Source organism: Thermaerobacillus caldiproteolyticus (assembly GCF_013761245.1).
GTDB lineage: Bacteria > Bacillota > Bacilli > Bacillales > Anoxybacillaceae > Thermaerobacillus > Thermaerobacillus caldiproteolyticus.
Genome location: NZ_JACDUT010000001.1, coordinates 643,373 through 668,726, shown reverse-complemented (window position 1 = coordinate 668,726; position 25,354 = coordinate 643,373). Strand labels below are relative to the sequence as shown.

General features: G+C 41.5%; 20 protein-coding genes and 15 tRNA genes. 29 read left to right on the top strand and 6 right to left on the bottom strand.

The features are described from left to right. Positions 1-4: 4 nt before the first annotated feature. From HNR31_RS03450 to HNR31_RS03380, 15 genes are all read left to right on the top strand, one after another. Positions 5-78, top strand: a tRNA-Pro gene (locus HNR31_RS03450). Between the two features lie 17 nt (positions 79-95). Beyond that, positions 96-171: transfer RNA gene (locus tag HNR31_RS03445), tRNA-Ala, on the top strand. 14 nt (positions 172-185) lie between these two features. Continuing rightward, positions 186-262: transfer RNA gene (locus HNR31_RS03440), tRNA-Met, on the top strand. Between the two features lie 11 nt (positions 263-273). After that, positions 274-350: transfer RNA gene (locus HNR31_RS03435), tRNA-Ile, on the top strand. Positions 351-366: 16 nt separating this feature from the next. Continuing rightward, positions 367-459: transfer RNA gene (locus HNR31_RS03430), tRNA-Ser, on the top strand. A 20-nt stretch (positions 460-479) separates the two neighbouring features. Then, positions 480-556 (top strand) — tRNA-Met (locus tag HNR31_RS03425). Between the two features lie 8 nt (positions 557-564). Continuing rightward, positions 565-640: transfer RNA gene (locus HNR31_RS03420), tRNA-Asp, on the top strand. A 26-nt stretch (positions 641-666) separates the two neighbouring features. Further along, positions 667-742: transfer RNA gene (locus HNR31_RS03415), tRNA-Phe, on the top strand. A gap of 57 nt (positions 743-799) precedes the next feature. After that, positions 800-875, top strand: a tRNA-Thr gene (locus tag HNR31_RS03410). A gap of 7 nt (positions 876-882) precedes the next feature. Then, positions 883-955 (top strand) — tRNA-His (locus HNR31_RS03405). Positions 956-973: 18 nt separating this feature from the next. Beyond that, a tRNA-Gly gene (locus HNR31_RS03400) sits at positions 974-1,044 on the top strand. Positions 1,045-1,053: 9 nt separating this feature from the next. Then, positions 1,054-1,130 (top strand) — tRNA-Ile (locus HNR31_RS03395). 102 nt (positions 1,131-1,232) lie between these two features. Beyond that, positions 1,233-1,307 (top strand) — tRNA-Asn (locus tag HNR31_RS03390). Between the two features lie 3 nt (positions 1,308-1,310). After that, positions 1,311-1,403: transfer RNA gene (locus HNR31_RS03385), tRNA-Ser, on the top strand. 23 nt (positions 1,404-1,426) lie between these two features. Further along, positions 1,427-1,498: transfer RNA gene (locus HNR31_RS03380), tRNA-Glu, on the top strand. A gap of 700 nt (positions 1,499-2,198) precedes the next feature. Here HNR31_RS03380 and HNR31_RS03375 read toward each other — a convergent pair. Next, positions 2,199-3,140, bottom strand: a complete 942-nt coding sequence (locus tag HNR31_RS03375) for a cation diffusion facilitator family transporter (protein ID WP_181554831.1) — start codon at positions 3,138-3,140, stop codon at positions 2,199-2,201. A gap of 212 nt (positions 3,141-3,352) precedes the next feature. Here HNR31_RS03375 and glgB point away from each other — a divergent pair, with 212 nt between their 5' ends. The 5 genes from glgB to HNR31_RS03350 are packed head-to-tail and all read left to right on the top strand — an operon-like array spanning position 3,353 to position 11,261. Continuing rightward, a complete protein-coding gene (gene glgB / locus HNR31_RS03370) occupies positions 3,353-5,284 on the top strand; it encodes a 1,4-alpha-glucan branching enzyme (RefSeq protein WP_374058285.1) in 1,932 nt (643 codons plus the stop codon). Continuing rightward, on the top strand, positions 5,235-6,386 hold the full coding sequence (locus HNR31_RS03365; RefSeq protein WP_220129361.1) for a glucose-1-phosphate adenylyltransferase: 1,152 nt from the start codon (positions 5,235-5,237) through the stop codon (positions 6,384-6,386). The genes glgB and HNR31_RS03365 overlap by 50 nt, the downstream gene beginning before the upstream one ends. Before the next feature lie 6 nt (positions 6,387-6,392). Then, positions 6,393-7,421 (top strand): glucose-1-phosphate adenylyltransferase subunit GlgD, encoded by a 1,029-nt coding sequence (gene glgD, locus HNR31_RS03360; RefSeq protein WP_181554828.1) that lies wholly within the window; start codon positions 6,393-6,395, stop codon positions 7,419-7,421. Beyond that, positions 7,418-8,869 (top strand): glycogen synthase GlgA, encoded by a 1,452-nt coding sequence (gene glgA, locus HNR31_RS03355; RefSeq protein ID WP_181554827.1) that lies wholly within the window; start codon positions 7,418-7,420, stop codon positions 8,867-8,869. The genes glgD and glgA overlap by 4 nt, the downstream gene beginning before the upstream one ends. After that, positions 8,859-11,261: a glycogen/starch/alpha-glucan phosphorylase gene (locus HNR31_RS03350; RefSeq protein ID WP_181554826.1), complete on the top strand. Its 2,403-nt coding sequence runs from the start codon at positions 8,859-8,861 to the stop codon at positions 11,259-11,261. The genes glgA and HNR31_RS03350 overlap by 11 nt, the downstream gene beginning before the upstream one ends. 37 nt (positions 11,262-11,298) lie before the next feature. On the opposite strand, the gene HNR31_RS03345 is transcribed toward HNR31_RS03350, so the two are convergent. The 3 genes from HNR31_RS03345 to HNR31_RS03335 form a co-directional block, all read right to left on the bottom strand. Continuing rightward, entirely contained in the window at positions 11,299-12,093 is a 795-nt protein-coding gene (locus tag HNR31_RS03345; protein WP_181554825.1) for a TIGR00266 family protein, read from the bottom strand. Between the two features lie 82 nt (positions 12,094-12,175). Beyond that, positions 12,176-12,940, bottom strand: a complete 765-nt coding sequence (locus HNR31_RS03340; RefSeq protein WP_181554824.1) for a yteA family sporulation protein — start codon at positions 12,938-12,940, stop codon at positions 12,176-12,178. Between the two features lie 83 nt (positions 12,941-13,023). Beyond that, positions 13,024-13,962, bottom strand: a complete 939-nt coding sequence (locus HNR31_RS03335) for a 1,4-dihydroxy-2-naphthoate polyprenyltransferase (protein ID WP_181554823.1) — start codon at positions 13,960-13,962, stop codon at positions 13,024-13,026. Positions 13,963-14,141: 179 nt separating this feature from the next. On the opposite strand from HNR31_RS03335, the gene HNR31_RS03330 reads away from it, so the two are divergent. From HNR31_RS03330 to menC, 6 genes are all read left to right on the top strand, one after another. After that, the gene (locus HNR31_RS03330) at positions 14,142-15,524 is read left to right on the top strand and encodes an isochorismate synthase (protein WP_181554822.1); all 1,383 of its coding nucleotides are present in this window, start codon (positions 14,142-14,144) and stop codon (positions 15,522-15,524) included. Then, a complete protein-coding gene (menD, locus tag HNR31_RS03325; protein ID WP_181554821.1) occupies positions 15,517-17,271 on the top strand; it encodes a 2-succinyl-5-enolpyruvyl-6-hydroxy-3-cyclohexene-1-carboxylic-acid synthase in 1,755 nt (584 codons plus the stop codon). The genes HNR31_RS03330 and menD overlap by 8 nt, the downstream gene beginning before the upstream one ends. Continuing rightward, complete coding sequence (gene menH / locus HNR31_RS03320; protein WP_181554820.1) at positions 17,268-18,083, top strand: 2-succinyl-6-hydroxy-2,4-cyclohexadiene-1-carboxylate synthase; 816 nt, start codon at positions 17,268-17,270, stop codon at positions 18,081-18,083. Before menD ends, menH begins: the two co-directional genes overlap by 4 nt. Continuing rightward, entirely contained in the window at positions 18,083-18,901 is an 819-nt protein-coding gene (menB, locus tag HNR31_RS03315; RefSeq protein WP_181554819.1) for a 1,4-dihydroxy-2-naphthoyl-CoA synthase, read from the top strand. Before menH ends, menB begins: the two co-directional genes overlap by 1 nt. Positions 18,902-19,024: 123 nt before the next feature. Continuing rightward, positions 19,025-20,503 carry an o-succinylbenzoate--CoA ligase gene (locus HNR31_RS03310; protein ID WP_181554818.1) on the top strand — a complete coding sequence of 493 codons (1,479 nt, stop codon included), beginning with the start codon at positions 19,025-19,027 and terminating at the stop codon, positions 20,501-20,503. Further along, complete coding sequence (gene menC / locus HNR31_RS03305; protein ID WP_181554817.1) at positions 20,503-21,612, top strand: o-succinylbenzoate synthase; 1,110 nt, start codon at positions 20,503-20,505, stop codon at positions 21,610-21,612. The genes HNR31_RS03310 and menC overlap by 1 nt, the downstream gene beginning before the upstream one ends. A 50-nt stretch (positions 21,613-21,662) precedes the next feature. On the opposite strand, the gene HNR31_RS03300 is transcribed toward menC, so the two are convergent. Both HNR31_RS03300 and HNR31_RS03295 read right to left on the bottom strand, forming a co-directional pair. Beyond that, positions 21,663-21,854 (bottom strand): hypothetical protein, encoded by a 192-nt coding sequence (locus tag HNR31_RS03300; protein ID WP_181554816.1) that lies wholly within the window; start codon positions 21,852-21,854, stop codon positions 21,663-21,665. A gap of 78 nt (positions 21,855-21,932) precedes the next feature. Further along, the gene (locus HNR31_RS03295) at positions 21,933-22,094 is read right to left on the bottom strand and encodes a DUF1540 domain-containing protein (RefSeq protein WP_181554815.1); all 162 of its coding nucleotides are present in this window, start codon (positions 22,092-22,094) and stop codon (positions 21,933-21,935) included. Between the two features lie 172 nt (positions 22,095-22,266). On the opposite strand from HNR31_RS03295, the gene HNR31_RS03290 reads away from it, so the two are divergent. From HNR31_RS03290 to HNR31_RS03280, 3 genes are read left to right on the top strand one after another with little or no spacing between them, the layout of a single operon-like run. Continuing rightward, the gene (locus tag HNR31_RS03290) at positions 22,267-22,563 is read left to right on the top strand and encodes a DUF2325 domain-containing protein (RefSeq protein ID WP_181554814.1); all 297 of its coding nucleotides are present in this window, start codon (positions 22,267-22,269) and stop codon (positions 22,561-22,563) included. A 25-nt stretch (positions 22,564-22,588) separates the two neighbouring features. Further along, a complete protein-coding gene (locus tag HNR31_RS03285; RefSeq protein ID WP_181554813.1) occupies positions 22,589-23,161 on the top strand; it encodes a hypothetical protein in 573 nt (190 codons plus the stop codon). Between the two features lie 51 nt (positions 23,162-23,212). Beyond that, a complete protein-coding gene (locus HNR31_RS03280) occupies positions 23,213-25,294 on the top strand; it encodes a hypothetical protein (RefSeq protein WP_181554812.1) in 2,082 nt (693 codons plus the stop codon). Positions 25,295-25,354 lie beyond the last annotated feature (60 nt).

The window sequence follows — 25,354 nt, the reverse complement described above, 5'->3', positions numbered from 1 at the left end:
GGAGCGGGAAGTAGCTCAGCTTGGTAGAGCACATGGTTTGGGACCATGGGGTCGCAGGTTCGAATCCTGTCTTCCCGATCATTTGGATATAAAAAGGGGCCTTAGCTCAGCTGGGAGAGCGCCTGCTTTGCACGCAGGAGGTCATCGGTTCGATCCCGATAGGCTCCACCATAATTTGTCCTTGTGGCGGCGTAGCTCAGCTGGCTAGAGCGTACGGTTCATACCCGTGAGGTCGGGGGTTCGATTCCCTCCGCCGCTACCATTAAAAGATTCGGACCTTTAGCTCAGCTGGTTAGAGCAGACGGCTCATAACCGTCCGGTCGTAGGTTCGAGTCCTACAAGGTCCACCATGTTAGTAAAATATATGGAGGAGTACCCAAGTCTGGCTGAAGGGGTCGGTCTTGAAAACCGAGAGGCGTCGAAAGGCGCGCGGGGGTTCGAATCCCTCCTCCTCCGCCATTCTACAATCCTTTGATTACCGCGGGGTGGAGCAGTCTGGTAGCTCGTCGGGCTCATAACCCGAAGGTCGCAGGTTCAAATCCTGCCCCCGCAACCAATGAAATTGGTCCCGTAGTGTAGTGGTTAACATGCCTGCCTGTCACGCAGGAGATCGCGGGTTCGAGTCCCGTCGGGACCGCCATATATCATATATTAATGCTCAATAATGGCTCGGTAGCTCAGTCGGTAGAGCAAAGGACTGAAAATCCTTGTGTCGGCGGTTCGATTCCGTCCCGAGCCACCATTTTTATAGTTAATATCGAGCAATTTAGTGAGTATATCCAAACTGGCTGCAAATTTTGCCGGCTTAGCTCAATTGGTAGAGCAACTGACTTGTAATCAGTAGGTTGCGGGTTCAAGTCCTGCAGCCGGCACCATTTGATGGCGGCTATGGCGAAGTGGTTAACGCACCAGATTGTGGCTCTGGCATGCGTGGGTTCGATTCCCACTAGTCGCCCTACTAAAACTATTCTATGCGGGTGTAGTTTAGTGGTAAAACCTCAGCCTTCCAAGCTGATGTCGTGGGTTCGATTCCCATCACCCGCTTTTCGAAACGGGCCTATAGCTCAGCTGGTTAGAGCGCACGCCTGATAAGCGTGAGGTCGGTGGTTCAAGTCCACTTAGGCCCACCATATTAAATCACTTTATCATATTCTCGTTAAATTGACTTATTGAGAGATGGACAACTGTGTAAAAAGCTTATTAAAGAATGAAGATCAATTTTTTATAAATATTCCGCAATAGCTCAGCGGTAGAGCAACCGGCTGTTAACCGGTAGGTCGTAGGTTCGAATCCTACTTGCGGAGCCATATGGAGAAGTACCCAAGTGGCTGAAGGGGACGGTTTGCTAAACCGTTAGGTCGCGTTTTTGCGGCGCGCGGGTTCAAATCCCGCCTTCTCCGCCATGCAGGCAGATTTTATATGTTCTGGCCCGTTGGTCAAGTGGTTAAGACACCGCCCTTTCACGGCGGTAACACGGGTTCGAATCCCGTACGGGTCATTTTAAAAAGCACCGTGATTATGTATCACGGTGCTTTTTCTTTTTGCAGTATAGATGTAAGGCGAGATCTGAACTTCGAACTTCAGAGAAATCATATCAACTAGCTTTATGCAAAAGCATTCAAGACTTCCAAAGAGTAATATAGAGTGAAGAGCTATACAAACTTCAAGATCCGATAAAATTAAACATCATGAAGGAGGCCGGGAATCATCTTGATTGTCACTGTTTCGTTGATTACTTGGACAGAGGCGGTGAACTCTACAAGAGGCGCTGATAATATGGCGGTAAAGGGATTTAGATTTTAACTTTATCAGTGTATAGTGTTCTCTACATATAGTAATGAAAAAAGTTAGGGAGAAGAGGGATTCGTCCTCCCATCTCTCCGCTATAAGTGACTTTTGTTCCCTTTCTTGTTTGCTTCTATAGCAACATCTTTTTTACGTAGGGATTTTATGCTATTAAATATTCGTCTTTCCATAAATGAATATGTCTCCTCGCCTCACCCTCATTATATGAAAGTGCGGAATTGCATCATATCCCGATTTAGTTTTACTCCAACCGTTATGGCTGATATTTGGAAAAAACATGTCTATATAATTTTATACTGCCATTCATTATAAAAACAGATTATCTGGCTTCTCATTCTTTTCCTGCTGTCCGTTATAAATTCTCCCTAAAATCCAGTGAAGTGGTGGATAAGTTAATTTTCTAATTTTCGACGCAAAAATTGCTTTCCATACTCCCCGTGATGATGAAGCGAAGCATGTTCAATTTGAATGGTTGTATGTTTAATCCCGTATTTTTTTTCTAACATCTCGTTGATTGCTAGGATGATACAAAGAGGTTGAATGTTCTCATTCACAAAAACATGGGCTGTCAATGAGTAATGATCCGATGAAATAGCCCATAGATGCATGTCATGTACGTCCTCTACTCCCTCTACGCGGTGAATGTCCGCACGGATTTTTTCAAGATCGAATTTTTCTGGGACAGAGTCCATTAGGATGAGATACGATTCACGAATGATTTTAGCGCCGCCTATAAAGATGATTGCACCAATAACCATACTTATGAATGGATCGAAAAAATAGAAATCAGTGAAGTAGATGACGATGGCTGATATAATGACCCCGATAGAACTGAGAAGGTCTCCGATAAAATGCCATAGCGCACTTTTGACGTTTAAGTTTTCTTCTTCTTTTGTACTTCGGCTAAGAACAATGGTCAATATAAGATTCACGAGCAATCCAATTGACGCAATGGTTAGCATTAATCGGAAATTGATGTGTTCAGGATGAATGAAACGTTGAATCCCCTCTATAAAAATTCCCACGGCAATGACTGCCAGAGTAAGGCCATTTAAAAATGATGCAATGATTTCAAAACGCAAATATCCAAATGTGAATGTTTTATTTGGCGGTCGTGTTGCTAAATAAAGAGCAACCATGCTAAGGCCAAGAGCCAACACGTCAGAGGCCATATGAGCCGAATCAGAAAGTAATGCAAGGGAATTCGAAAGGAAGCCTCCCACTATTTCGAGCAATGTAAAACATAAAGTTAAGATCAGAGTAATCCATAAAGTTCTCTTTGATTTTGTTTGTACTTTTACGTGAGGAAGATGATGATAATCGTATTGAACCATAGGACACCTCTTTTATAATTATTATTATATAATATTAATTATAAATAATTTCTTTCTAAAATGCAATCGATTTTATGTATAAAATATGTTGATTCTCTTTTTTTGTGTTGAAAGTTGTCAAAAAATATAAAAGTTTTTATCAAGGAATTTAATTCTTGATGTGGAATATATGTATCAACTGTAAAAAATTTTAGGAAAGGATGCGATGCTCTTTGATCGCAACAAGTCCAACGGATTTTGAGATTCATTTGTTCCATGAGGGGAGCTTATATAAAAGTTATGAGCTGTTTGGTGCACATGTCATCGAAGAGAATGGTGTCACTGGAACACGATTTTGTGTGTGGGCACCACATGCTCGCGAAGTTCGATTAGTCGGAAGTTTTAATGACTGGAATGGTGTGAATTTTGACCTTATTAAAGTAAGCGAACAAGGAGTATGGACAATTTTTATTCCTGAAAATCTAGAAGGTCATCTATACAAGTATGAAATTATTACTAGACATGGGGATGTTTTTTTGAAAGCAGATCCATATGCATTTTATTCGGAATTGCGCCCGAATACAGCTTCGATTGTTTACAATCTGAGAGGTTATAAATGGAACGACCAAGCTTGGCAGCGAAAAAAGCGGCGAAAACGAATTTACGATCAACCGCTGTTTATTTATGAGATACATCTAGGCTCGTGGAAAAAGAAAGAAGATGGGCGTTTTTATACATATCAAGAACTTGCCGATGAGTTAATTCCTTATGTTCTGGAGCAAGGGTTTACTCATATCGAACTGTTGCCTTTAGTGGAGCATCCGTTTGACCGTTCATGGGGATATCAAGGAACGGGATATTATTCAGCAACGAGCCGTTACGGTACGCCTCATGATTTAATGATGTTTATTGATCGCTGTCATCAGCAGGGGATCGGAGTGATTTTGGATTGGGTTCCCGGACATTTTTGTAAAGATGCTCATGGGTTATATATGTTTGATGGGGAACCAACGTATGAATATGCGAATATGCAAGATCGGGAAAATTCCGTATGGGGAACGGCAAATTTTGATTTAGGAAAGCCTGAAGTTCGCAGTTTTTTGATTTCGAATGCATTATTTTGGATGGAATATTTTCATGTGGATGGATTTCGTGTTGATGCGGTAGCGAATATGTTATACTGGCCAAACAGTGACGCGTTACATAAAAATCCGTACGCGGTAGAGTTTTTACAAAAGTTAAATGAAACGGTCTTTGCATATGACCCCGCCATTTTAATGATTGCGGAAGATTCTACAGATTGGCCGCGCGTCACGGCACCAACGTATGAAGGTGGGTTAGGTTTTAACTACAAATGGAACATGGGCTGGATGAACGATATGTTAACATATATGGAAACAGCGCCGGAACATCGCCAACATGTGCATCACAAAGTAACATTTTCGCTATTATATACGTATTCAGAAAATTTTATTTTGCCGTTTTCTCATGATGAAGTAGTGCATGGGAAAAGATCGTTACTGAACAAAATGCCGGGAACGTATGAGGAAAAGTTTGCGCAATTGCGTTTGCTGTATGGATATTTGCTTACACATCCCGGGAAAAAATTGTTGTTTATGGGTGGAGAATTTGGACAATTTGATGAATGGAAGGATTTAGAACAACTGGACTGGATGTTATTTGATTTTGACATGCATCGAAAAATGAATGCATATGTTAAAGAGCTACTAAAATTTTATAAGCGCCATAAGCCGCTCTACGAACTGGATCATTCTCCGAAAGGTTTCGAATGGATAGATGTCCATAATGCTGAACAAAGTATTTTTTCATTTATTCGCAAAGGGGCACAAGCTGATGATATCCTGATTGTTGTTTGTAATTTCACAAACAAAGTTTATCATGACTACAAGGTAGGAGTCCCTTTACTTGCCACCTATAAAGAGGCGATCAACAGTGATGCAGAGCTATTTGGAGGAACAGGTTGCATCAATAAAAAACCTATGATGGCTATAGAAGAGCCGTTTCATGGAAAACCATATCATGTTCGCATGACTATTCCGCCGTTTGGCATTTCGATTTTACGACCGATGAGAAAACGAGGGGAGAGAAACAGTGATGGTAAAGAAAAAGTGCGTCGCTATGCTGTTGGCCGGAGGGCAAGGTAGCCGCTTAAGCTCATTAACGAAAAATCTTGCGAAACCAGCAGTCCCGTTTGGTGGGAAATATCGAATCATTGATTTTACTCTAAGTAATTGCACCAACTCCGGCATCGATACGGTGGGGGTGTTAACACAATACCAACCTCTTCTGCTCCATTCCTACATTGGTATCGGTAGTGCTTGGGATTTGGATCGAAGAAATGGAGGCGTTACCGTACTTCCTCCTTATTCAGAAGCATCTGGTGTGAAATGGTATGAGGGAACAGCACATGCCATCTATCAAAATATCAATTATATCGAACAATACGCCCCAGAATATGTGTTGATTTTGTCAGGGGATCATATTTATAAAATGGACTATGCGAAAATGCTGGATTACCATATTGAAAAAAATGCGGACGTGACTATTTCCGTTATTGAAGTGCCATGGTCGGAAGCAAGCCGATTCGGAATCATGAATACGAATGAACAGATGGAGATTATCGAATTTGAGGAGAAACCAGCCAATCCAAAGAATAATCTTGCTTCGATGGGAATTTATATTTTTAACTGGCCGATTTTAAAGGCATATTTACAGATCGATAATGCTAACCCAAACTCAAGCCATGATTTCGGCAAAGATGTAATCCCGCTATTGTTAAGCGAAAAGAAGCGGCTTGTTGCTTATCCGTTTAAGGGATATTGGAAGGATGTCGGAACGGTCAAAAGTTTATGGGAAGCCAATATGGACTTACTCAATGAGGAGAGTGAGCTGAATTTATTTGATCACTCGTGGCGTATTTATTCTGTCAATCCGAATCAACCACCGCAATATATTGCTAGTGATGCTGTTGTGACTGAATCGCTCATTAATGAAGGATGTGTTGTTGAAGGGAGTGTCGAGCATTCTGTTTTGTTTCAAGGGGTTCACATTCAAAAAGGCGCGGTGGTAAAAGATTGTGTCATTATGCCGGATACGGTGATTGGAGAGAATGTATATATTGAAAAGGCCATTGTTCCGTCAGATATAGAAATTCCATCCGGTATGACCATTTGTTCTGACGATATTCTTCTTGTTACAAAGGAATGGCTACAAGCTCAGAATTTAGAAAAGGTTGAGAAAGGATGAGCAACAATGAATAAAATGATGTTAGGTATCATTGATGCCACAACCTACATGGAGCCGCTTCAGCAATTAACGTTACACCGTTCTGTTGCCGCTGTTCCGTTTGCGGGACGATACCGCCTAATTGATTTTGTTCTATCCAACATGGTGAACTCCGGGATTGAGAGTATAGCCATTTTTCCCAAGTATCAATATCGCTCTTTAATGGACCATTTAGGATCAGGGAAAAACTGGGACTTAAATCGAAAACGCGATGGATTATTTTTCTTTCCTTCTCCTGATTTGAATATTCCTTCCCCTCATATAGGTGCCTTCCAACATTTTGAACAACATATAGATTATTTTTTACGAAGCAAGCAAAAGTATGCGTTAATTTGTAATAGCTATACCGTTTGCAATATTGATTACCAGGCGGTGCTAAAGCGACATATTGACAATCAATGTGATATTACCGAAGTACGTTATCAAGGAAGATCGCTGGAAATGTTTGTATTAGAAACATCACTTTTGCTTGATTTAATTGCCAATCATGCTCAGACGGGCTATAACAGTATTGTTGATGTCGTTCGTGATCATCGCCATCAGTTGAAAATTTGTGACTACGAACATCATGGCTATGTTGCTGTGATCGATTCGATTGAACATTATTTCCAGCATAGTATGGAATTGCTTGATCCGGCTGTTTGGCGGCAATTGTTTGTGAAGTCACGCCCCATTTATACAAAAGTAAAGGATGAGCCCCCAACGAAATATACAGCCAGTGCCGTTGTGAAAAATTCGATGATTGCTAATGGTTGTATCATTGAAGGACATGTTGAAAACAGCATTATTTTTCGAGCTGTAAAAATTGGAAAAGGAACAGTAGTGAAAAATAGTATTATTATGCAAAAAAGCCAAATTGGTAAACAATGTGAGCTTGATAGGGTTATTATTGATAAAGATGTTAAGGTAGAAAATGATGTGAAATTACAAGGAACAGAGCAACAACCATTTGTCGTTCGTAAAGGAACGGTACAAGGAGAGATGATAAACTTATGAACATTTTATTTGTCGTGTCAGAATGCGTACCATTTGTGAAATCAGGTGGATTAGCGGACGTTGCAGGAGCGTTGCCGAAAGAATTGAAACAATTAGGAACGGATATTCGTGTGATGCTGCCAAAATACGGAACCATTCCAGAAGAGTACAAAAAACAAATGAGAAAAATCACCCAACTTGTTGTGAGAGTAGGATGGAGACGGCAATATTGCGGAATTGAAATGCTTGAACATCAAGGAGTGATTTATTATTTTGTCGACAACGAATATTATTTTAAGCGTGATCAATTGTATGGATATTACGATGATGGGGAACGCTTTTCGTATTTTTGTCGTGCAGTTTTAGACGCACTTCCTGCGATTCCGTTTCAGCCGGATATTATTCATTGTCATGACTGGCATACGGGGATGATTCCGTTTTTGTTGCGGGAAGAATATAAGAAAAATTCATTTTATGAACAGATTCGTACAGTATTTACCATTCATAATTTACAATTTCAAGGAATTTTTCCACGTGAAATTTTAGGAGATTTACTAAATTTAAGCGATCGATATTTTACTATCGAGTATTTAGAGTTTTATGGAAATGTGAGTTTTATGAAAGCAGCACTTGTGTCTGCGGATGTCATTACGACTGTTAGCCCTACATATAAAGAAGAAATCCAAACGGAGTATTACGGAGAAAGGCTCGATGGATTATTGCGAGCGCGCCAACGGGACTTAATTGGAATTTTGAACGGGATTGATGATGAGATTTATAATCCGAAAAAGGACCCTTATATTGCTGTGCCTTATGACCATTCGACGATCGCAAGAAAAGGAATTAACAAACATGCTCTTCAAGAACATTTTGGATTATCTACTGAAGAAGATGTGCCGATCATCGCAATGGTCACGCGGTTAACGAAACAAAAAGGTCTTGATTTAGTCAAGTGCGTATTTCATGACATTTTGGCGGAGAACGTTCAGTTTATTGTCCTTGGCACAGGGGATTGGGAGTTCGAGAACTTTTTTAGCGAAATGGCAGCTACATATCCTGAGCAAGTGAAAGTATATATTGGATTTAACGAAGAATTAGCGCATAAAATTTATGCAGGGGCAGACTTATTTTTAATGCCGTCAAAGTTTGAACCATGCGGACTAGGGCAGCTCATTGCGCTTCAATACGGAGCCATTCCGATTGTGCGGGAAACGGGCGGATTAAATGACACAGTACAGTCGTTCAATGAATTTACAGGGGAAGGAAACGGGTTTAGTTTTAAAAACTTTAATGCTCACGACATGTTATATACAATTCGTCGAGCACTTTCCTTTTATGAGCAAAAAGATGTATGGGAAAAAATTGTGAAAGAAGCGATGAGCCGAGATTACAGCTGGGCACAATCAGCATTTAAGTATAACCAGTTATATGCGGATTTAATGACTGGGAGTGGAAGCCATGTTCTCTAGCAAAGAAGAATTTAAGAATGTTTTTTTAAAACGGCTTGAAATGATGTATGGCAAACGGTTTGAAGAGTCAACTGTGCGCGACCAATACAACACACTGGGGAATATGGTGCGTGAATATATAAGCCAGCATTGGATCCAGACAAATGAACGCAATCGCGCGAAAAAGCAAAAACAAGTGTACTATTTATCAATCGAATTTTTGCTAGGACGCCTTCTTGGGAGCAATTTATTAAATCTTGGCATTCGTGACATCGTTGAAGAGGGGTTGCGAGAGCTAGGAATTGATTTGCAGGAAATAGAGGAGAGCGAGGCGGACGCAGGACTAGGAAACGGCGGTCTTGGCCGCCTTGCTGCTTGTTTTTTAGATTCACTTGCTTCGCTAAATTTGCCGGGACATGGCTGTGGGATTCGCTATAAACACGGACTGTTTGATCAAAAGATTGTGGATGGTTATCAAGTTGAACTGCCAGAGCAGTGGCTAAGGCATGGAAACGTATGGGAAGTAAGAAAAGAAGATTTAGCTGTAGAAGTCAGTTTTTGGGGCAAAGTCGAAATGTCACATATCAACGGTCGCTTGACGTTTCGGCATGTCGATAGCGAAAAAGTGATGGCAGTTCCGTATGATATGCCTGTGATTGGCTATGATACAAAAACGATTAATACGTTACGGCTTTGGAGTGCGGAACCTGCCAAAACGTTTCCCATTCATAAAAGCGTCATGCAATATAAACGAGAAACAGAGGCAATCTCGGAATTTTTATATCCAGATGACACACATGATGAAGGAAAAATATTACGGTTAAAGCAACAATACTTTCTTGTCGCGGCAAGTGTAGGGAGCATTGTGCGCGCTCATCGCCGTCAATATGGGCATTTATACGAGTTGCATAAACATGTCGCCATTCATGTGAACGATACACATCCTGTCTTAGCCATTCCCGAACTTATGAGAATTTTACTAGATGAAGAAGGAATGAGCTGGGAAGATGCATGGCATATTACCACTAATACGATTTCTTATACAAACCATACAACGTTATCAGAGGCGCTGGAAAAATGGCCGATTCATATTTTTCGGCCGCTTTTGCCGCGCATTTATATGATTGTCGAGGAAATCAATGAACGTTTTTGCCGTGAGCTCTGGAATCGATATCCAGGAGAGTGGAAACGGATTGAAGAGATGGCGATTATCGCTCATGATCTTGTAAAAATGGCGCATTTAGCGATTGTGGGCAGCTATAGCGTCAATGGAGTAGCAAAATTGCATTCGGACATTTTAAAGAAGCGGGAAATGAGGTTGTTTCATGAGTTTTGGCCGCAAAAGTTTAATAATAAAACGAACGGGATTACTCATCGCCGCTGGCTGTTAAAAGCAAATCCGCAGCTTTCTAAATTGATTATAAATACGATCGGAGATAAATGGATTAAAGAACCAGAAAAATTAATTGATTTAAAACCATACGTCGGCGATGCTTCATTTCAACAAGAGCTAGCAAAAGTAAAACGACAGAGAAAAACAATGTTAGCTAGGCGCATTTATGAGCAAACAGGGGTTGTTGTGAACGAGTCTTCTATTTTCGATGTGCAAGTCAAACGCCTTCATGCTTACAAGAGGCAGTTATTAAATGTGCTCCATATTATGTATTTATATAACCGCCTCAAAGAGGATTCTAGTTTTTCGATTTATCCACGCACGTTTATTTTTGGGGCAAAAGCCTCACCGGGATATTATTATGCAAAACGAATTATTAAGCTTATTAATTCCCTCGCTGATAAAGTAAACAGTGACCGACAAACGAACGAGCAACTAAAAGTCATTTTTTTAGAAAACTATCGTGTTTCGCTGGCGGAAGAAATTTTCCCTGCTGCTGATGTGAGTGAACAAATTTCAACAGCGAGCAAAGAAGCATCTGGTACCGGCAACATGAAATTTATGATGAACGGGGCGATCACCCTTGGAACGCTCGATGGAGCGAATATTGAGATTTTGGAAGCAGTTGGCGAAGAAAATATATTTATATTTGGACTTACAGCGGAAGAAGTGTTGCGCTATTATCAAAATGGGGGATATCGTTCGCATGAATATTACCATTATGATAAGCGAATTAAACAAGTTGTCGACCAGCTTGTCAACGGATTTTTTCCAGACGCTCACGATCATTTTGAGCCGATTTACGATTCCCTTTTAATGCAAAATGACGAATATTTTGTACTGCGTGATTTTGCCTCTTATGTGGAGGCACAGGAGCGGGTCGGAAAGGAATATCAACAACGTGAAAAGTGGTTACGGATGAGTACAGTCAATATTGCCCATTCCGGTTATTTTTCCAGCGATCGAACGATTCAAGAATACGCGAATGGAATATGGAAGATTCAACCGATTGACGGGTAAAAAGGAGGGCTTTGAATCATAAGCCCTCCGCATGGAATTAATCATCGCCATTTAGCAAATCACCAATGGAACCGAGAATGCTTCCTTCGCCAACGGAGCGACCGCCTGCGCTTGGAGCGGCAGCAATAATCCGGTCAGCGAGACGACTAAACGGTAACGATTGTACCCAAACCGTTCCCGGCCCTGTTAATGTAGCAAAAAACAATCCTTCCCCTCCGAAAAAGGCGGTTTTAATTTTGCCTACATACTCAATGTCGTAATCAACTTCTTTTGTCATTGCTACTAAGCAGCCGGTATCAATTCGCAATTTTTCGCCTGGTTGAAGGTGGCGCTCATAAATTGTTCCGCCGGCGTGTAAAAAGGCAAGGCCGTCTCCTTCGAGTTTTTGCATAATAAACCCTTCACCGCCAAAAAAGCCGGTTCCGAGCTTGCGCTGAAAATCAATCCCGATGGAAACACCTTTTGCTGCGCAAAGGAAAGAATCTTTTTGACAAATGACTTTACCGCCCAGCTGACTTAAGTCCATTGGGATAATTTTTCCTGGATACGGAGCAGCAAAGGAAACACGGCGCTTACCTGTTCCTGCATTCGTAAAAACGGTCATGAACAAACTTTCTCCTGTTAATAGACGTCTTCCTGCACCGACCAGCTTGTTCAAAAATCCTTTACCAGAGTTTGAGCCATCACCAAAAACCGTTTCCATTTCAATTCCATCTTCCATCATCATCATCCCGCCTGCTTCCGCAATAACACTTTCGTGCGGGTCTAATTCAATCTCGACAAACTGCATGTCATCTCCATACAGCTTGTAATCAATTTCATGTGCATTCATTCTGTTCACCTCAATATGATTTTTTCATCACTTTTTATACGGAATACAATCCCTTTTTGTTTCAAAACAGGGAAAAAGACCATCAGAGCGGATGGTCTTTATCTTTTGTATAAGGATCTTTTTCATAGGCTGGTAAATCGCCGATATTGGACATAATTCCTTCGTCGTCTAAAATATTTTCTAATTGCTCATGTTCCCGCGTTGGATAAACAGTGACATGTTTGCCATACAAGTCGACGGCGGCGAAGTTTTCTAAATCCTCGACGTATCCGACGTTTTCTTCCGATTCAGCGTATACTTCACCATAATAGTCAACATTTTTTCCTAAATCCGATGGAGTGTCTGATGTGCCGTAGCGGGCCACCTCTTGCCAAGCATCTTCGGCATCGTATGTTTCCGCCTCAGCGCGGTCATCGAAATCAAATTTTCCAAACGGAGGCATGAGCACTTCTTCTTCAAGAGGCCGTTTTTGGGAAACGACTTGATCTGGACTATGCTCTTTGCAATAGGTTGTCGTCGGTAATGCTTCAAGTCGTTCATGCGGAATAGGGTTTCCGCATATTTGGCATGTGCCATATGTGCCGTTTTTGATTGCTTCAAGTGCATGTTCAATCTCTTTTAATTCTCTTTCTGCGTGCTCGTTGAGAGCGATATCTTTCTCGCGTTCATAAAGTTCTGTCGCTTCATCAGCTGGATGATTATCATAGCTGGCTAACTCGCCGACGGAGTCATGGGCATGGCTCCGTTCCTTTCCAAAATGGTCATTTTGGCGTAAACGCTCTTCAAGTTCTCGTTTTGCCTTAAGAAGCTGTGTCTGGAAGGCAGATAGCTGCTCGTTCGTTAACATGATTAATGTCCCCTTCCTTGAATGAAACCTTTATCATGTAGTATGAACCAAAAACAAAAAAAAACACGGCCAATCAGACCGTGTTAGAGCCAATGGCTAATTAGCAATCCAAGTGCTAATAAACAGCCGAATTGTGTGTTTGTTTGTGCAGTTGCTTTCATCGCTGGCATCATATCAATTGGCTGCGTTTTTCCGATAAATCCTTTAGCGGCAGCAATTGCTTTTGGAACGCTAAAAAAGACGAGCAATGTCCACGGAGAGACGACATGTAAGACAACTAAACCGACCATCCAAATAAAGGATACCGTGAACATGCCTGCTAGAATGCGAATTGCGTTGATACGGCCGACTAAAATCGCCAGCGTCTTCCGCCCATTTTTTTTATCACCATCAAGGTCGCGGATATTATTGGCTAATAAAATCGCCCCAACTAAAATCGCAATTGGAATCGAAACGAAAATGGCAACGCTTGTTACCTCTCCTGTTTGAATAAAGAATGAAATTAAAATAATCAAAAGCCCCATAAAAAAACCTGCAGCTAGTTCCCCAAATGGTGTATATGCAATCGGCACCGGACCGCCTGTATAAAAGTATCCAGCGGCCATACAGATGGAGCCAACGAGAGAGAGCCACCAGCTGCTGTTCATACAAATGTACACACCGATGAGCATAGCGACGGCAAAGAAGGAGATCGCTAGGGACAATACAGTTTTCGGATGAACTCCTTCACGAACAATCGCTCCCCCAATGCCGACCGATTCAGGGGAATCAAGCCCTCGCTTGTAATCATAATACTCATTAAACATATTAGTTGCCGCTTGAATTAACAAAGAAGCGACAAGCATCGCGATAAACAATGAAACGCGAATGGACGTTTCATGAAAGGCTAATGCTGTACCAATAGAGACCGGAACAAAAGCCGCTGTTAATGTATGCGGACGCGTCAACCTCCACCAAACACGCCAATCTCGCCGATATTTTAACATGGATGAATGATGGTTTGTTTGCAACGGTGATTGCATATTCATACCCCTTATATTAGGATAAAAGAAAAGTAGTGCTCAAAAAACATTCACAATAAGTGTAGGGAAACGTTCAAAAAGTGTCAACCCCTTACGAATAGATAAATCATTTCCTATTATATATAATGAGAAGTAGATCGTGTTTTCAATTTTAAGTAATACAAGAAAGCGGGATTACAGTGGCGACTTTATATCAACATAAAATTCAAGAGCAATTGTATATGATAGGAAAAACAGCTAGTCAACCGTTTTTTAGTTGGAGCCAAGAAATAGACGACGTAGATCCTTTTCATTTTTTTGCCTTAGGGGAAACGTGTTCTTTTCGTCAACGGTTTTATTGGTCCGATCGATCCAATGAAACGGTTTATGTTGGACTTGGTTGTACATACTCGATCGAGACAACAGGAAATGAGCATCGCTTTCATATGGTTGAATCGGAATGGAAGCGTTTTACGGAGAAGGTAATGACTCACCATAATGGAACGGAAGCCGCTCCTTTACTATTTGGTGGGTTTTCGTTTGACCCATTAAAGCGAAAAACAGAGCGGTGGGCTCACTTTCCTGATGCGAAGTTAATCGTTCCGGCGGTATTGCTATCGGTAAAAAAAGGACGTATGACATTAACAATTACAGTACCTTCCCAAAATCATGAACAAATTATTGAAAAGATCGGTCAACTACTTACTTTGTTATATAATGGACAAGATTCGTTAATGGCTCTTTCAGCTTCATGTCAAACATACGAAGAAATGGCGAAACATGAATGGATTTCTGCCGTGCAAAAAGCCATTCATGATATTCGTGAAGGCGGGTTGGATAAAGTTGTGTTGGCAAGGGAAGCTCGTTTATGGTTTGACGATAGAATCGAGCCGAGCGTTGTCTTGCAACGACTGCGGGAGCAACAGCCATTAAGTTATCTTTTTGCCTTTGAGGATAAAGGAAACTGTTTTGTAGGAGCGTCACCTGAGCAGCTTGTAAAAAGAGAAGGAATGACATGTTATTCAACATGTTTAGCTGGTTCGATTCGCAGAGGAAAAACGGTAAAGGAAGATGAGCAACTCGGACGGTGGCTATTACAAGATGAGAAAAATCTTCGTGAGCATCGTTTCGTGGTTGATATGATTAAAGAAGCAATGATGGAAGTGTGCGAGAATGTGCGGATTCCGTCCGAACCGCAATTGTTAAAAATGCGAGATATTCAACATTTATATACCCCTGTTATCGGTGAAAGTCGTCATGCTGTTTCGCTGTTTTCGCTTGTGGAACGGCTGCATCCAACCCCCGCCTTAGGAGGGACACCACGTGAGAAAGCGCTCAAAGAAATTCGCGAAATCGAGCCGCTAGATCGAGGATGGTATGCGGCTCCGATCGGCTGGATCGACACAGCAGGAAACGGTGAGTTTGCTGTCGCCATTCGTTCCGGTCTGTTGCAGGGAAAAGAAGTTTCGATTTTTGCTGGATGCGGGATTGTTGGCGATTCTGAACCGCTCAGCGAATATGAAGAAACGAGAGTAAAATTCAAACCAATGTTGTCCGCGTTAGGAGTGGAACAAGATGAATGAAGATTTAACACTATATGTAGCAGCATTCGTTGATGAAATGGTGAAAGTGGGAGTGAAAGACGTTGTTGTGAGTCCGGGGTCACGCTCGACCCCTTTTGCCATTGTCATGGCTGAACACCCGAAAATGCGTGTACATATGAACATTGATGAAAGATCAGCAGCTTTTTTTGCGCTTGGAATGGCAAAAACAAAACGGAAACCTGTAGCGCTTCTTTGTACGTCAGGAACAGCTGTGGCGAACTATTTACCAGCTGTTGTCGAGGCGTACTATTCACGAGTACCGCTCATTGTATTAACGGCGGATCGCCCACATGAACTTCGCGACGTTGGTGCTCCGCAGGCGATTGACCAGATTCATATTTATGGAAAGCATGCGAAATGGTTTGTTGAAATGGCACTTCCAGAAAAATCAGTGGAGATGTTGCGCTATGCGCGTACTATGGCGGCGAGAGCAGCGGCGGTAGCGATGAGCGCGCCTTCGGGTCCCGTTCATCTTAATTTTCCTTTTCGAGAACCGCTTGTGCCGACGATTACCGAACAGACGTGGAAACAAATCGAGGCGAAAGAGTCTTCTTATATCGATGTTTCTATTGGAAAAAGAACGCTTGAGAATGAACAGTTTCAACAGCTGTATGAGCAACTGGCTCGCGTTGAAAAAGGAATAATTATTTGTGGAGAGATGGACAAGCCTGGATTTGCCGAGGCAGTTACAATGCTTGCAAAAACACTGGATTATCCGATTTTAGCTGATCCGCTTTCCCAGCTTCGCAACGGAATGCATTCGAAAGAGTATATTATTGACAGCTATGATGCCATTTTAAAGGATGAGAAAATCGCTTCATCGCTGTTGCCGGATGTGGTAATCCGTTTTGGTGCTATGCCGGTTTCAAAGTCGCTGTTTCTCCTGTTAAAATATCATCCAGCGATTACGCAAATTGTCGTTGATGGAGAAGGCGGCTGGCGTGACCCGACGCTGATGGCTTCTCAAATGGTATATTGTGATGAGATCGAATTTTGCAACCGATTAGTAGAATTAGGTGCTCAAAAGAGAAGAGGAAGCGAATGGGCGACGACATGGCAAACTGTAAACAAAATCGCGAAGGAAACACTTCTTGAAGCTGGAAAAGAAGAACAGCTATTTGAAGGAAAAGTATTTATTGAGCTTTCTGAATTACTTCCGGAGCATTCGGTTTTATTTGTCGGCAACAGTATGCCAATACGTGATGCCGATACGTTTTTTATGACGAGTGATAAGCAAATTCGTGTGATAGCGAATCGAGGTGTGAATGGAATTGATGGTGTTGTATCCAGCGCGTTAGGTGCAAGCACTGTGACCGAGCCTCTTGTACTCGTTATTGGTGATCTTTCGTTTTATCACGATTTAAATGGATTATTAGCGGCCAAGTTGCATCGTTTGAATGCTACTATTATTGTCGTTAACAATAATGGGGGAGGCATTTTCTCATTTTTACCGCAAGCAACACAAGAAAAACATTTTGAAACATTGTTCGGTACGCCAACCGATTTACAGTTTGAACATGTTGTACGGATGTACGAGGGAGATTATCGAAAAGTTGAAACATGGAATGAATTTCGTCATCATGTAAAACATTCTATCGAAACGAACGGATTGCACGTTATCGAGTTATGCACATCTCGACAAGACAATGTCATGAAACATCGTCTTTTGTGGGAAAGTGTTTCCCGGGAAATAGGAGAATTTCTCGAAAAAAGGGGAAAATTATGAATATTTTAGTAAACGGTGTTTCTTATCATGTTGAAGTGTACGGAGAAGGAGAACCACTTTTATTGTTGCATGGATTTACGGGAAGTACAGAAACGTGGAAACCTTTCCTTTCGCAATGGAAACAGTGGCAGCTAATTTTAGTTGATATTGTTGGTCACGGTTTGACCGATTCTCCGAATGAAGTGGAACGTTACGAAATCGATCGGGTGGCTGCCGATCTTGATGTAATATTGCAGCATTTATATGTTCAAGCAACCAATGTATTAGGCTATTCAATGGGCGGGCGGCTTGCTCTTACGTTTGCGGTTCTTTATCCTCATCGCGTGAAGAAATTAATTTTAGAAAGTAGCTCACCCGGACTGAGAACCTTGGAAGAAAGACTTGTGCGTGTAAAAAGTGATGAAGCGTTAGCGAGAGACATTGAGCAGTATGGTATTGAACAATTTGTTGAAAAATGGGAAAGCATCCCGCTTTTTGCCTCACAAAAACGGTTGTCACCTGAAGTGCAGCAACAACTTCGCGCTGAACGGTTAAAAAATAATGCTAAAGGCTTGGCAAATAGTTTACGTGGTATGGGAACAGGGAAGCAGCCTTCATGGTGGGAACATCTGTCAGAAGTAAAGGTACCAACATTGCTTATTTGCGGCGAATTAGATAGAAAGTTTTGTGAAATTGCTATGGAAATGGCTCAACTTCTCCCCCATTCCTATATTGCGAAAATTTCCGGAGCAGGCCATGCAATTCATGTGGAACAACGGCAGATTTTTGCTAAAATAGTAAATGAGTTTATCGAAAAAGGAGGAAGAGCTTGATGGCGATTGAGTGGGTAGCGGAACGTCAGTACGAAGACATTTTGTACGAGACATACAACGGCATTGCGAAAATTACAATTAACCGCCCGGAAGTACATAATGCGTTCCGTCCGAAAACAGTAGCAGAATTAATTGACGCGTTTTCATACGCGCGCGATGATTCTAAAATTGGGGTTATCATTTTAACGGGAGCAGGTGGAAAAGCATTCTGCTCTGGCGGTGACCAAAAAGTACGCGGTCATGGTGGATATGTTGGAGAAGATCAAATTCCGCGTTTAAATGTGTTAGACTTGCAACGTTTAATCCGCGTTATTCCAAAGCCTGTTATTGCGATGGTAGCAGGTTATGCCATTGGCGGTGGTCACGTTTTACACGTTGTGTGTGATTTAACGATTGCTGCTGACAACGCCATTTTTGGACAAACTGGCCCAAAAGTGGGCAGCTTCGACGGCGGATATGGTGCAGGGTATTTAGCTCGCATTGTTGGTCATAAAAAAGCGCGCGAAATTTGGTATTTATGCCGTCAATACAACGCACAAGAAGCGTTGGAAATGGGACTTGTCAACAAAGTCGTGCCGTTAGAGCAATTAGAAGAAGAAACGGTAAAATGGGCGGAAGAAATTTTAGAGAAAAGCCCAACGGCAATTCGATTCTTAAAAGCGGCATTTAATGCGGATTCCGACGGTTTAGCAGGTATCCAGCAACTCGCTGGCGATGCGACATTGCTTTTCTATACAACAGACGAAGCAAAAGAAGGAAGAGACGCGTTCAAAGAAAAGCGCAAGCCAGACTTCAAACAATTCCCGCGTTTCCCATAAGAAAAACGGGAGCAGACGCGTTTCATTGTCTCTTAGTTGTATTTGGAGTTCGTTTATGCTGATAAGACAGCTTGATGATTTTCATCAAGCTGTTTCTTTGTATCGAAAAAGGAGAGGTTTTTTATGCAGACATCGATTCCGAACTGGTTAATGCAACGGGCGTTTTTAACTCCTGAGCGCATCGCCGTCCAAGATGAACGAGGACAAAAGACGTTTGCAGAGCTTCATGAAGCTGTGGTAACAAGAGCTCGCCAATTGGCAAGTCTAGGAGTTCGTAAAGGTGATATCGTTGCATTATTAATGAAAAATAGCATTGCCATGATTGAAACGATTCATGCTCTTCACTATATTGGAGCGACTGTGTTACTACAAAATACAAGGTTAACTTCTCATGAACTACTGTGGCAATTGGAAGATAGCGGAGCGAAATTTTGGTTTTTTGATGATGAATTCGAGAAGTGTGCGAATGAAATATCGACGATTCAAATGATGAAAACGAGCGAGCTGTCTATGTTGCCGGAGCAGGAATGCGAATTTCAACACGAATATCATTTCGATGATGTGGCAACGATTATGTATACCTCAGGAACGACAGGAACACCAAAAGGAGTGCTGCAAACATACGGAAACCATTGGTGGAGTGCCATTGGCTCAGTTCTGAATTTAGGGCTTTACGAAAACGATTGCTGGTTGGCTGCTGTTCCATTTTTCCATATTAGTGGACTGTCAATTATTATGCGAAGTGTCATTTACGGGATGAGCATGTATGTAATGAATCGATTTGATGCAGGCAAAGCAAATGACATCATTATGAATGGAAATATCACAGTTATGTCCGTCGTTAGCTCCATGTTACAACAAATGATTGCTGAGCTTGGCGATCGGACATACCCGAACACGTTTCGCTGCATGTTGCTCGGAGGAGGACCTGCTCCTCAACCGCTGTTAGAGGCATGTCGTGATAAAGGCATTCCTGTTTATCAAACATATGGAATGACCGAAACGGCATCGCAAATTGTTACACTTGCCCCAGAATATAGCATTACAAAGCTTGGATCTGCTGGAAAACCGCTGTTTCCAGCACAAATTCGTATCGAAAACGAGGGACAAATCGTCCGTCCGTATGAGCCAGGAGAAATTGTTGTGAAAGGACCAAATGTTACAAAAGGATATTTAGATCGTCCAGAAGCAACAAAAAGAGCAATTCGTGACGGATGGTTTTATACAGGTGATATCGGTTACGTCGATGACGAAGGGTTTCTTTATGTATTAGACCGCCGTTCAGATTTAATTATTTCTGGCGGGGAGAACGTGTATCCGGCAGAAATCGAGGCGGTGCTGCTTTCTCATGAAGCTGTTGAAGAAGCGGGAGTAACGGGAATTTCAGACGAAAAATGGGGACAAGTGCCATGTGCGTTTATTAAGTTAAAAGAGGGATATTCAGTCAACGTCTCGCAAGTAAAAGCGTTTTGCCAAGAGCGGTTAGCGAAATATAAAGTGCCAAAACACATTTACTTTGTTGATGAATTGCCACGAAATGCTGCAAAGAAACTATTGCGGCGCCAGCTATTACAACTTATTCCAAAGAGTGAGGAGACATGATGAACATTAAAAGAGTAACATTGTACCATGTGTCGATGAATTTATTGTCTCCTTTTGTGACGAGTCTAGAGACGGTGCAACAACGAGAAACGATCATTGTCGAAGTCAAAGATAAAGATGGAGCAACTGGTTGGGGTGAGGTGGTTGCCTTTTCTTCCCCTTGGTATACAGAAGAAACAGTCAAAACAAGCTGGCATATGCTCGAGGATTTTTTGATTCCGAAAGTACTCGCTAAAGAAATTCATCATCCAAGCGATGTGACCACCTTATGCTCAAGTATTAAACGCAACTATATGGCGAAAGCCGGACTGGAAACAGCGATATGGGATCTTTTTGCCAAAAAACAGGGCGTTTCACTTTCTCAGCTCATTGGCGGTACCCGTTCAACGATTGAGGTAGGGGTTGCTGTCGGAGCAAGAAGCATAGGCGACTGTTTACGGCAGATCGAACATTATGTACAAGAAGGGTATCGACGAATCAAAATAAAAATCAAACCCGAAAACGACTACGAATGGTTAAAAGAAATCCGGCGCCATTTTCCAACTATTTCACTAATGGTTGATGCCAATTCTGCTTATACATTGAACGATTTGCAACAATTACAAGCACTTGATGAATTTCAATTGCTTATGATTGAACAGCCGCTTGCTGCCGATGATATCGTTGATCATGCCGTACTGCAAAAACAAATGACCACGCCGATTTGTTTAGATGAAAGCATTGTAACGTGTGAAGATGCGCGCAAAGCGATCGAACTTGGGAGCTGCAAGGTCATTAATATTAAAATTGGACGTGTCGGCGGTATGAATGAAGCGAAAAAGATTCATGATTTATGTCAAGCGAAAGGAATCGCAGTTTGGTGCGGAGGAATGCTTGAGATGGGAATTTCACGTGCGCATAATATTGCTCTTGCCTCCTTGCCTCATTTTACGATTCCGGGAGATATTTCTGCTTCATCACGTTACTGGGAGGAAGATATTATTATTCCAGAAGTCGTTGTAAAAAACGGAATGGTCGAAGTTCCAAAGCAAGCAGGAATTGGTGTTTCCATTCATCGAAAACGCTTAGAGGAAATCACACTCTATAAACGAACGTATACGGCATCATGAGGCTTCTTCCAATAAAAGGAACAGCCTCGTGGTTTTTGGAAAGGGACTTTTTATTCCATCAATCCTAATTCAATTGCCCGGTGAGCAATGAGCTTTTCTACTTCTTTTGGTAAGTCGTCCAATGTTCCAAATTCATATTGCCACAGGTTTGTAAATGAGTCGACGCAGATAGGAAATGTCATCTGATTGGTACGTTTTACTTCCTCTTTAAACGCATTAATTAAGCTTTCTTTTTTCATCATTGTACGTCGCCTCTCTTTTGCAACTTTATGTAAAAAGGCGCCTTTAACCATGAAATGGTTAAAGGCCATTGTTCATGACTACGCTTCATTAGCAGGAATGAAGGTTTTACAGTCTGTTTCGGTAGAGTCGGAAGCCATTGTTCCAACGTGGCTAACGACATAAATCGATTCAGCACTGCACTTATTTCCTTGTGCCCAATATTGACAATTTTTTACTTCACAGAGAACATCTTTTGCCATGTTTTATTCCCTCCATTGATAAGTAAAATCATGATTAGTTTGCATGTTTTAAAAAAAGTTATAACGGAAACAATAAGTAATTTTATTGAGAATGTTTATCATTATGATTGACATAGATAATCATTCTCAATTAGAATAAAAGTAACGATGAAATAGATGGAGGGACATAGCGATGTCATCTTTACTAGTGGTAGGAGCAGATCACTTAGGAACGATTACAGATAAATTAATGAGTTCAGGATTTAACGAGATCATTCATCTTGATGGACGAAAGGTAAATATGGTGAAAAGAGGCATCCCAGAACATATTGATCTGATTTTAGTAATGACAGACTATGTGAATCATAATTTAGCGAAAGTGATTAAGCAAAAAGCGAAAAACCAAGAAAAGCCGATTTATTTTGTCAAACGTTCATGGAGCTCAATTCATCCTGTGATTCAAAAAATGAAAGTAAGGAAGGCAAATTAAATAAATGCGCGTGGAGGTACATAAAATGAGGGCGGTAAGCTATCACCTTCATAAGGAATGGCAACAAGTTGTCGAAAGAGCCGTTCAAAACATCATTATTCAATATTATCAAGCAGCTCCTTCATTACGTTCTGTGTCATTCATTTTAATGCTTGTAGAAAAACAGTGGAAGCATATTAAGCAAAATGTATTTGATTCTCCCCTTCATTACTATACAGTGCTCGCTAAAACAACGGATCATCTTTTGCAATTTTTACACCCGCTTTTTGAGAAGCAATGTTCTCCATTGCTTTTATTTGAAAGAATCAAATGTAAGTCCAAATGGAGGAAAACGTATGTAGATATTGATATGGCGTACATTGATAACGGAGAATGGATCATTCGCAAATTCCTGTTAGAAGAGGATGAAACATTTTGCCGTCACTATAAACAAATGATATTAACAGCATGTCCACAAAAATTTGGCTTCCTTCCTAGAAAAATTGAATTTTGTTCGCTTCTTAACGGTACAAGACATATTGAATGCTTATCGTCTTTGAGTGCTTTTCATCGTGTGTCAAAAATAAAGTTATTTACGTGTGGCAGGGATTTTGATTAAAATAAATAAATGAGAATGAAAATCGTTTTTTATCATATAGGGGGAGTCATTATGAAACAGAAACCGTGGAAGGTAATGACAGCAACGGCGCTCATGTCTTCCTTATTGCTTACCTCTGCTTGTACGTCCGACCACGAATCAACAGGAAGCAATAAAAAAGAAAAGGGAACGACGGCGAATATCGAAGTGCCAGTGACAGATTATACGTTTGATACGGCCGGTAATATGTTTGCTTATTCGGAATTTGAGCTATCGGGAGAACCACTAGCGGAAGGGTTAGGACTTGATTTAGATGTATTGGATGCTCGAAAATTAGACAAACCTACAAAGTTTGACTATACGGCTGGCATTGAATCGTACGAATATTCGGAGGAAGCGATGTATGAGGTCACGGAAAAGTCAGGGTTAGGGCTTCATTTAATTCATGGTCCGGTAACCGAACAGTGGGCGAAAAAAGTACATAAATCGAATGACGAAGCATTAGCTGATCGGTTTTACGAGTTAGCCGATAGCGTCGGTTATCCGCGCGAGGAGATTTTTCGAAATATGTTTCCGACGATGATTGAGTATGCGAGCGGCGACCCTCACTACGCTCAGAAAGTGGATACAGAGGTATACTCGGAAAACGATGATAAAACGTACGTACCAGTTTACCAAGTAGATTTTCAATCGTTGCGCTGGAATCGCGATAAAATGGACAAAATATTAACTCCATCTGCCTACGGGGCCGTATTTTTAAAACAAGCGCTCTGGGCAGGAGATTTTTTAGGCGGATTTCATACGGTTGACAAAGATGAAGAGCTGGAAGCAAAGACACCGAACGATGACAAAGATAAGAATATTGCGCTAGGGGTCAGTTCCGCCGATGGTATGCAAGGAATGATTTTGACCGAAGAGATTTGGAACAAATTAAACTTTGTGCGTGATCATTTATTTTACAATGCGAAACAACAAACACTAACGAAAGCAACTGGAAGCCACTACGATCCTGCAAAAGGATTCGTCTATTTGCCGCATAAAATTCAAGTTGTTGAGGACGGAAACGAGTTAGCGCCAAATGTCAAACAATTGGTCGTGGAAGATCAGCGAAGCTTGCTTCAAGACCAATGGCTCATGCTTTGGCCGGCCTCTGAATTTTACGGCATAACAGATCAACGACCAGAAAATAAAAACCAAAATCCAGCCTTTTTAGCGGTATTTGATGGAGCGCCATATCCAAGCGCAGCGAAAGAAAATCTTGATAACAATCCATCCAATGATGTTGTGTCTACCGACCCTTATTCTGTGAATCGCGATGTATTATTACAAGTGTTTAAAAATATTGATATGATGCATTTTAATCCAGAAGTAGGAGCGTTTGTCGAAGAGAATAACGGAAATGAACAAGGGAAGCGCATCGACACATTCCAAGCGGGCTATACGATGGAAGCATTGCGCATTTTTGAACGTGCGATCGACGGTCTTCCGGTTGGATATGCAAGCGGAGAAGATGCAAAAGGACTCGGTACAGCGGAAGGGAAACGCGCATTAGAATTGATAAAAAAACAAGCTGACTTTATTGTGACGAAACTGATGAGAAAAGATGGACTAGTTGCTAACGGTTTTGTTATTGGCGAAGGCGCGGAGCAGTCAGAACCTACCTTGCTTGCGCAACTTGGGGCAATACGCGGATTGACAGCGGCCTTTTTAGCGACAAAAGACGAACAATATCGCGATGCGGCACGCACGATTTATGAAGCGATGGATAACCATTTCTGGGACAAACAGCTACATGTTTATAAAACAGGAAAAGACGAAATGAAATATAATCCGTTTGTCGCTGGAGCGCTATCAGGGGTACTCCGCGTGGCGTTAAACAACTTAAATAACACAGAAGCCGATAAACCAATTAAGTCATTAGAAAGGGAAACGATAATTTCACGGTATGTTGATTTTTATGATCGAATTATCGACGGTCCGAGCGTGAAAGAAGGAATGCAAGCAAGCGAATTTTGGGATACTGGCGATGTATATATCAAAGGGGATAAATCCGGGAATACAGATGGTGACCACGTGCCACAAGTACAGGCTGGGCATGGAAAATACGGAATCGCCCCGATTTTACTAAACGTGGAAGTCAAGGAAAAACATTAAAAATAAATGAAAGTTGAGCGGCAATCATTGAGATTTGCCGCTTTTCTTTATATAATGATA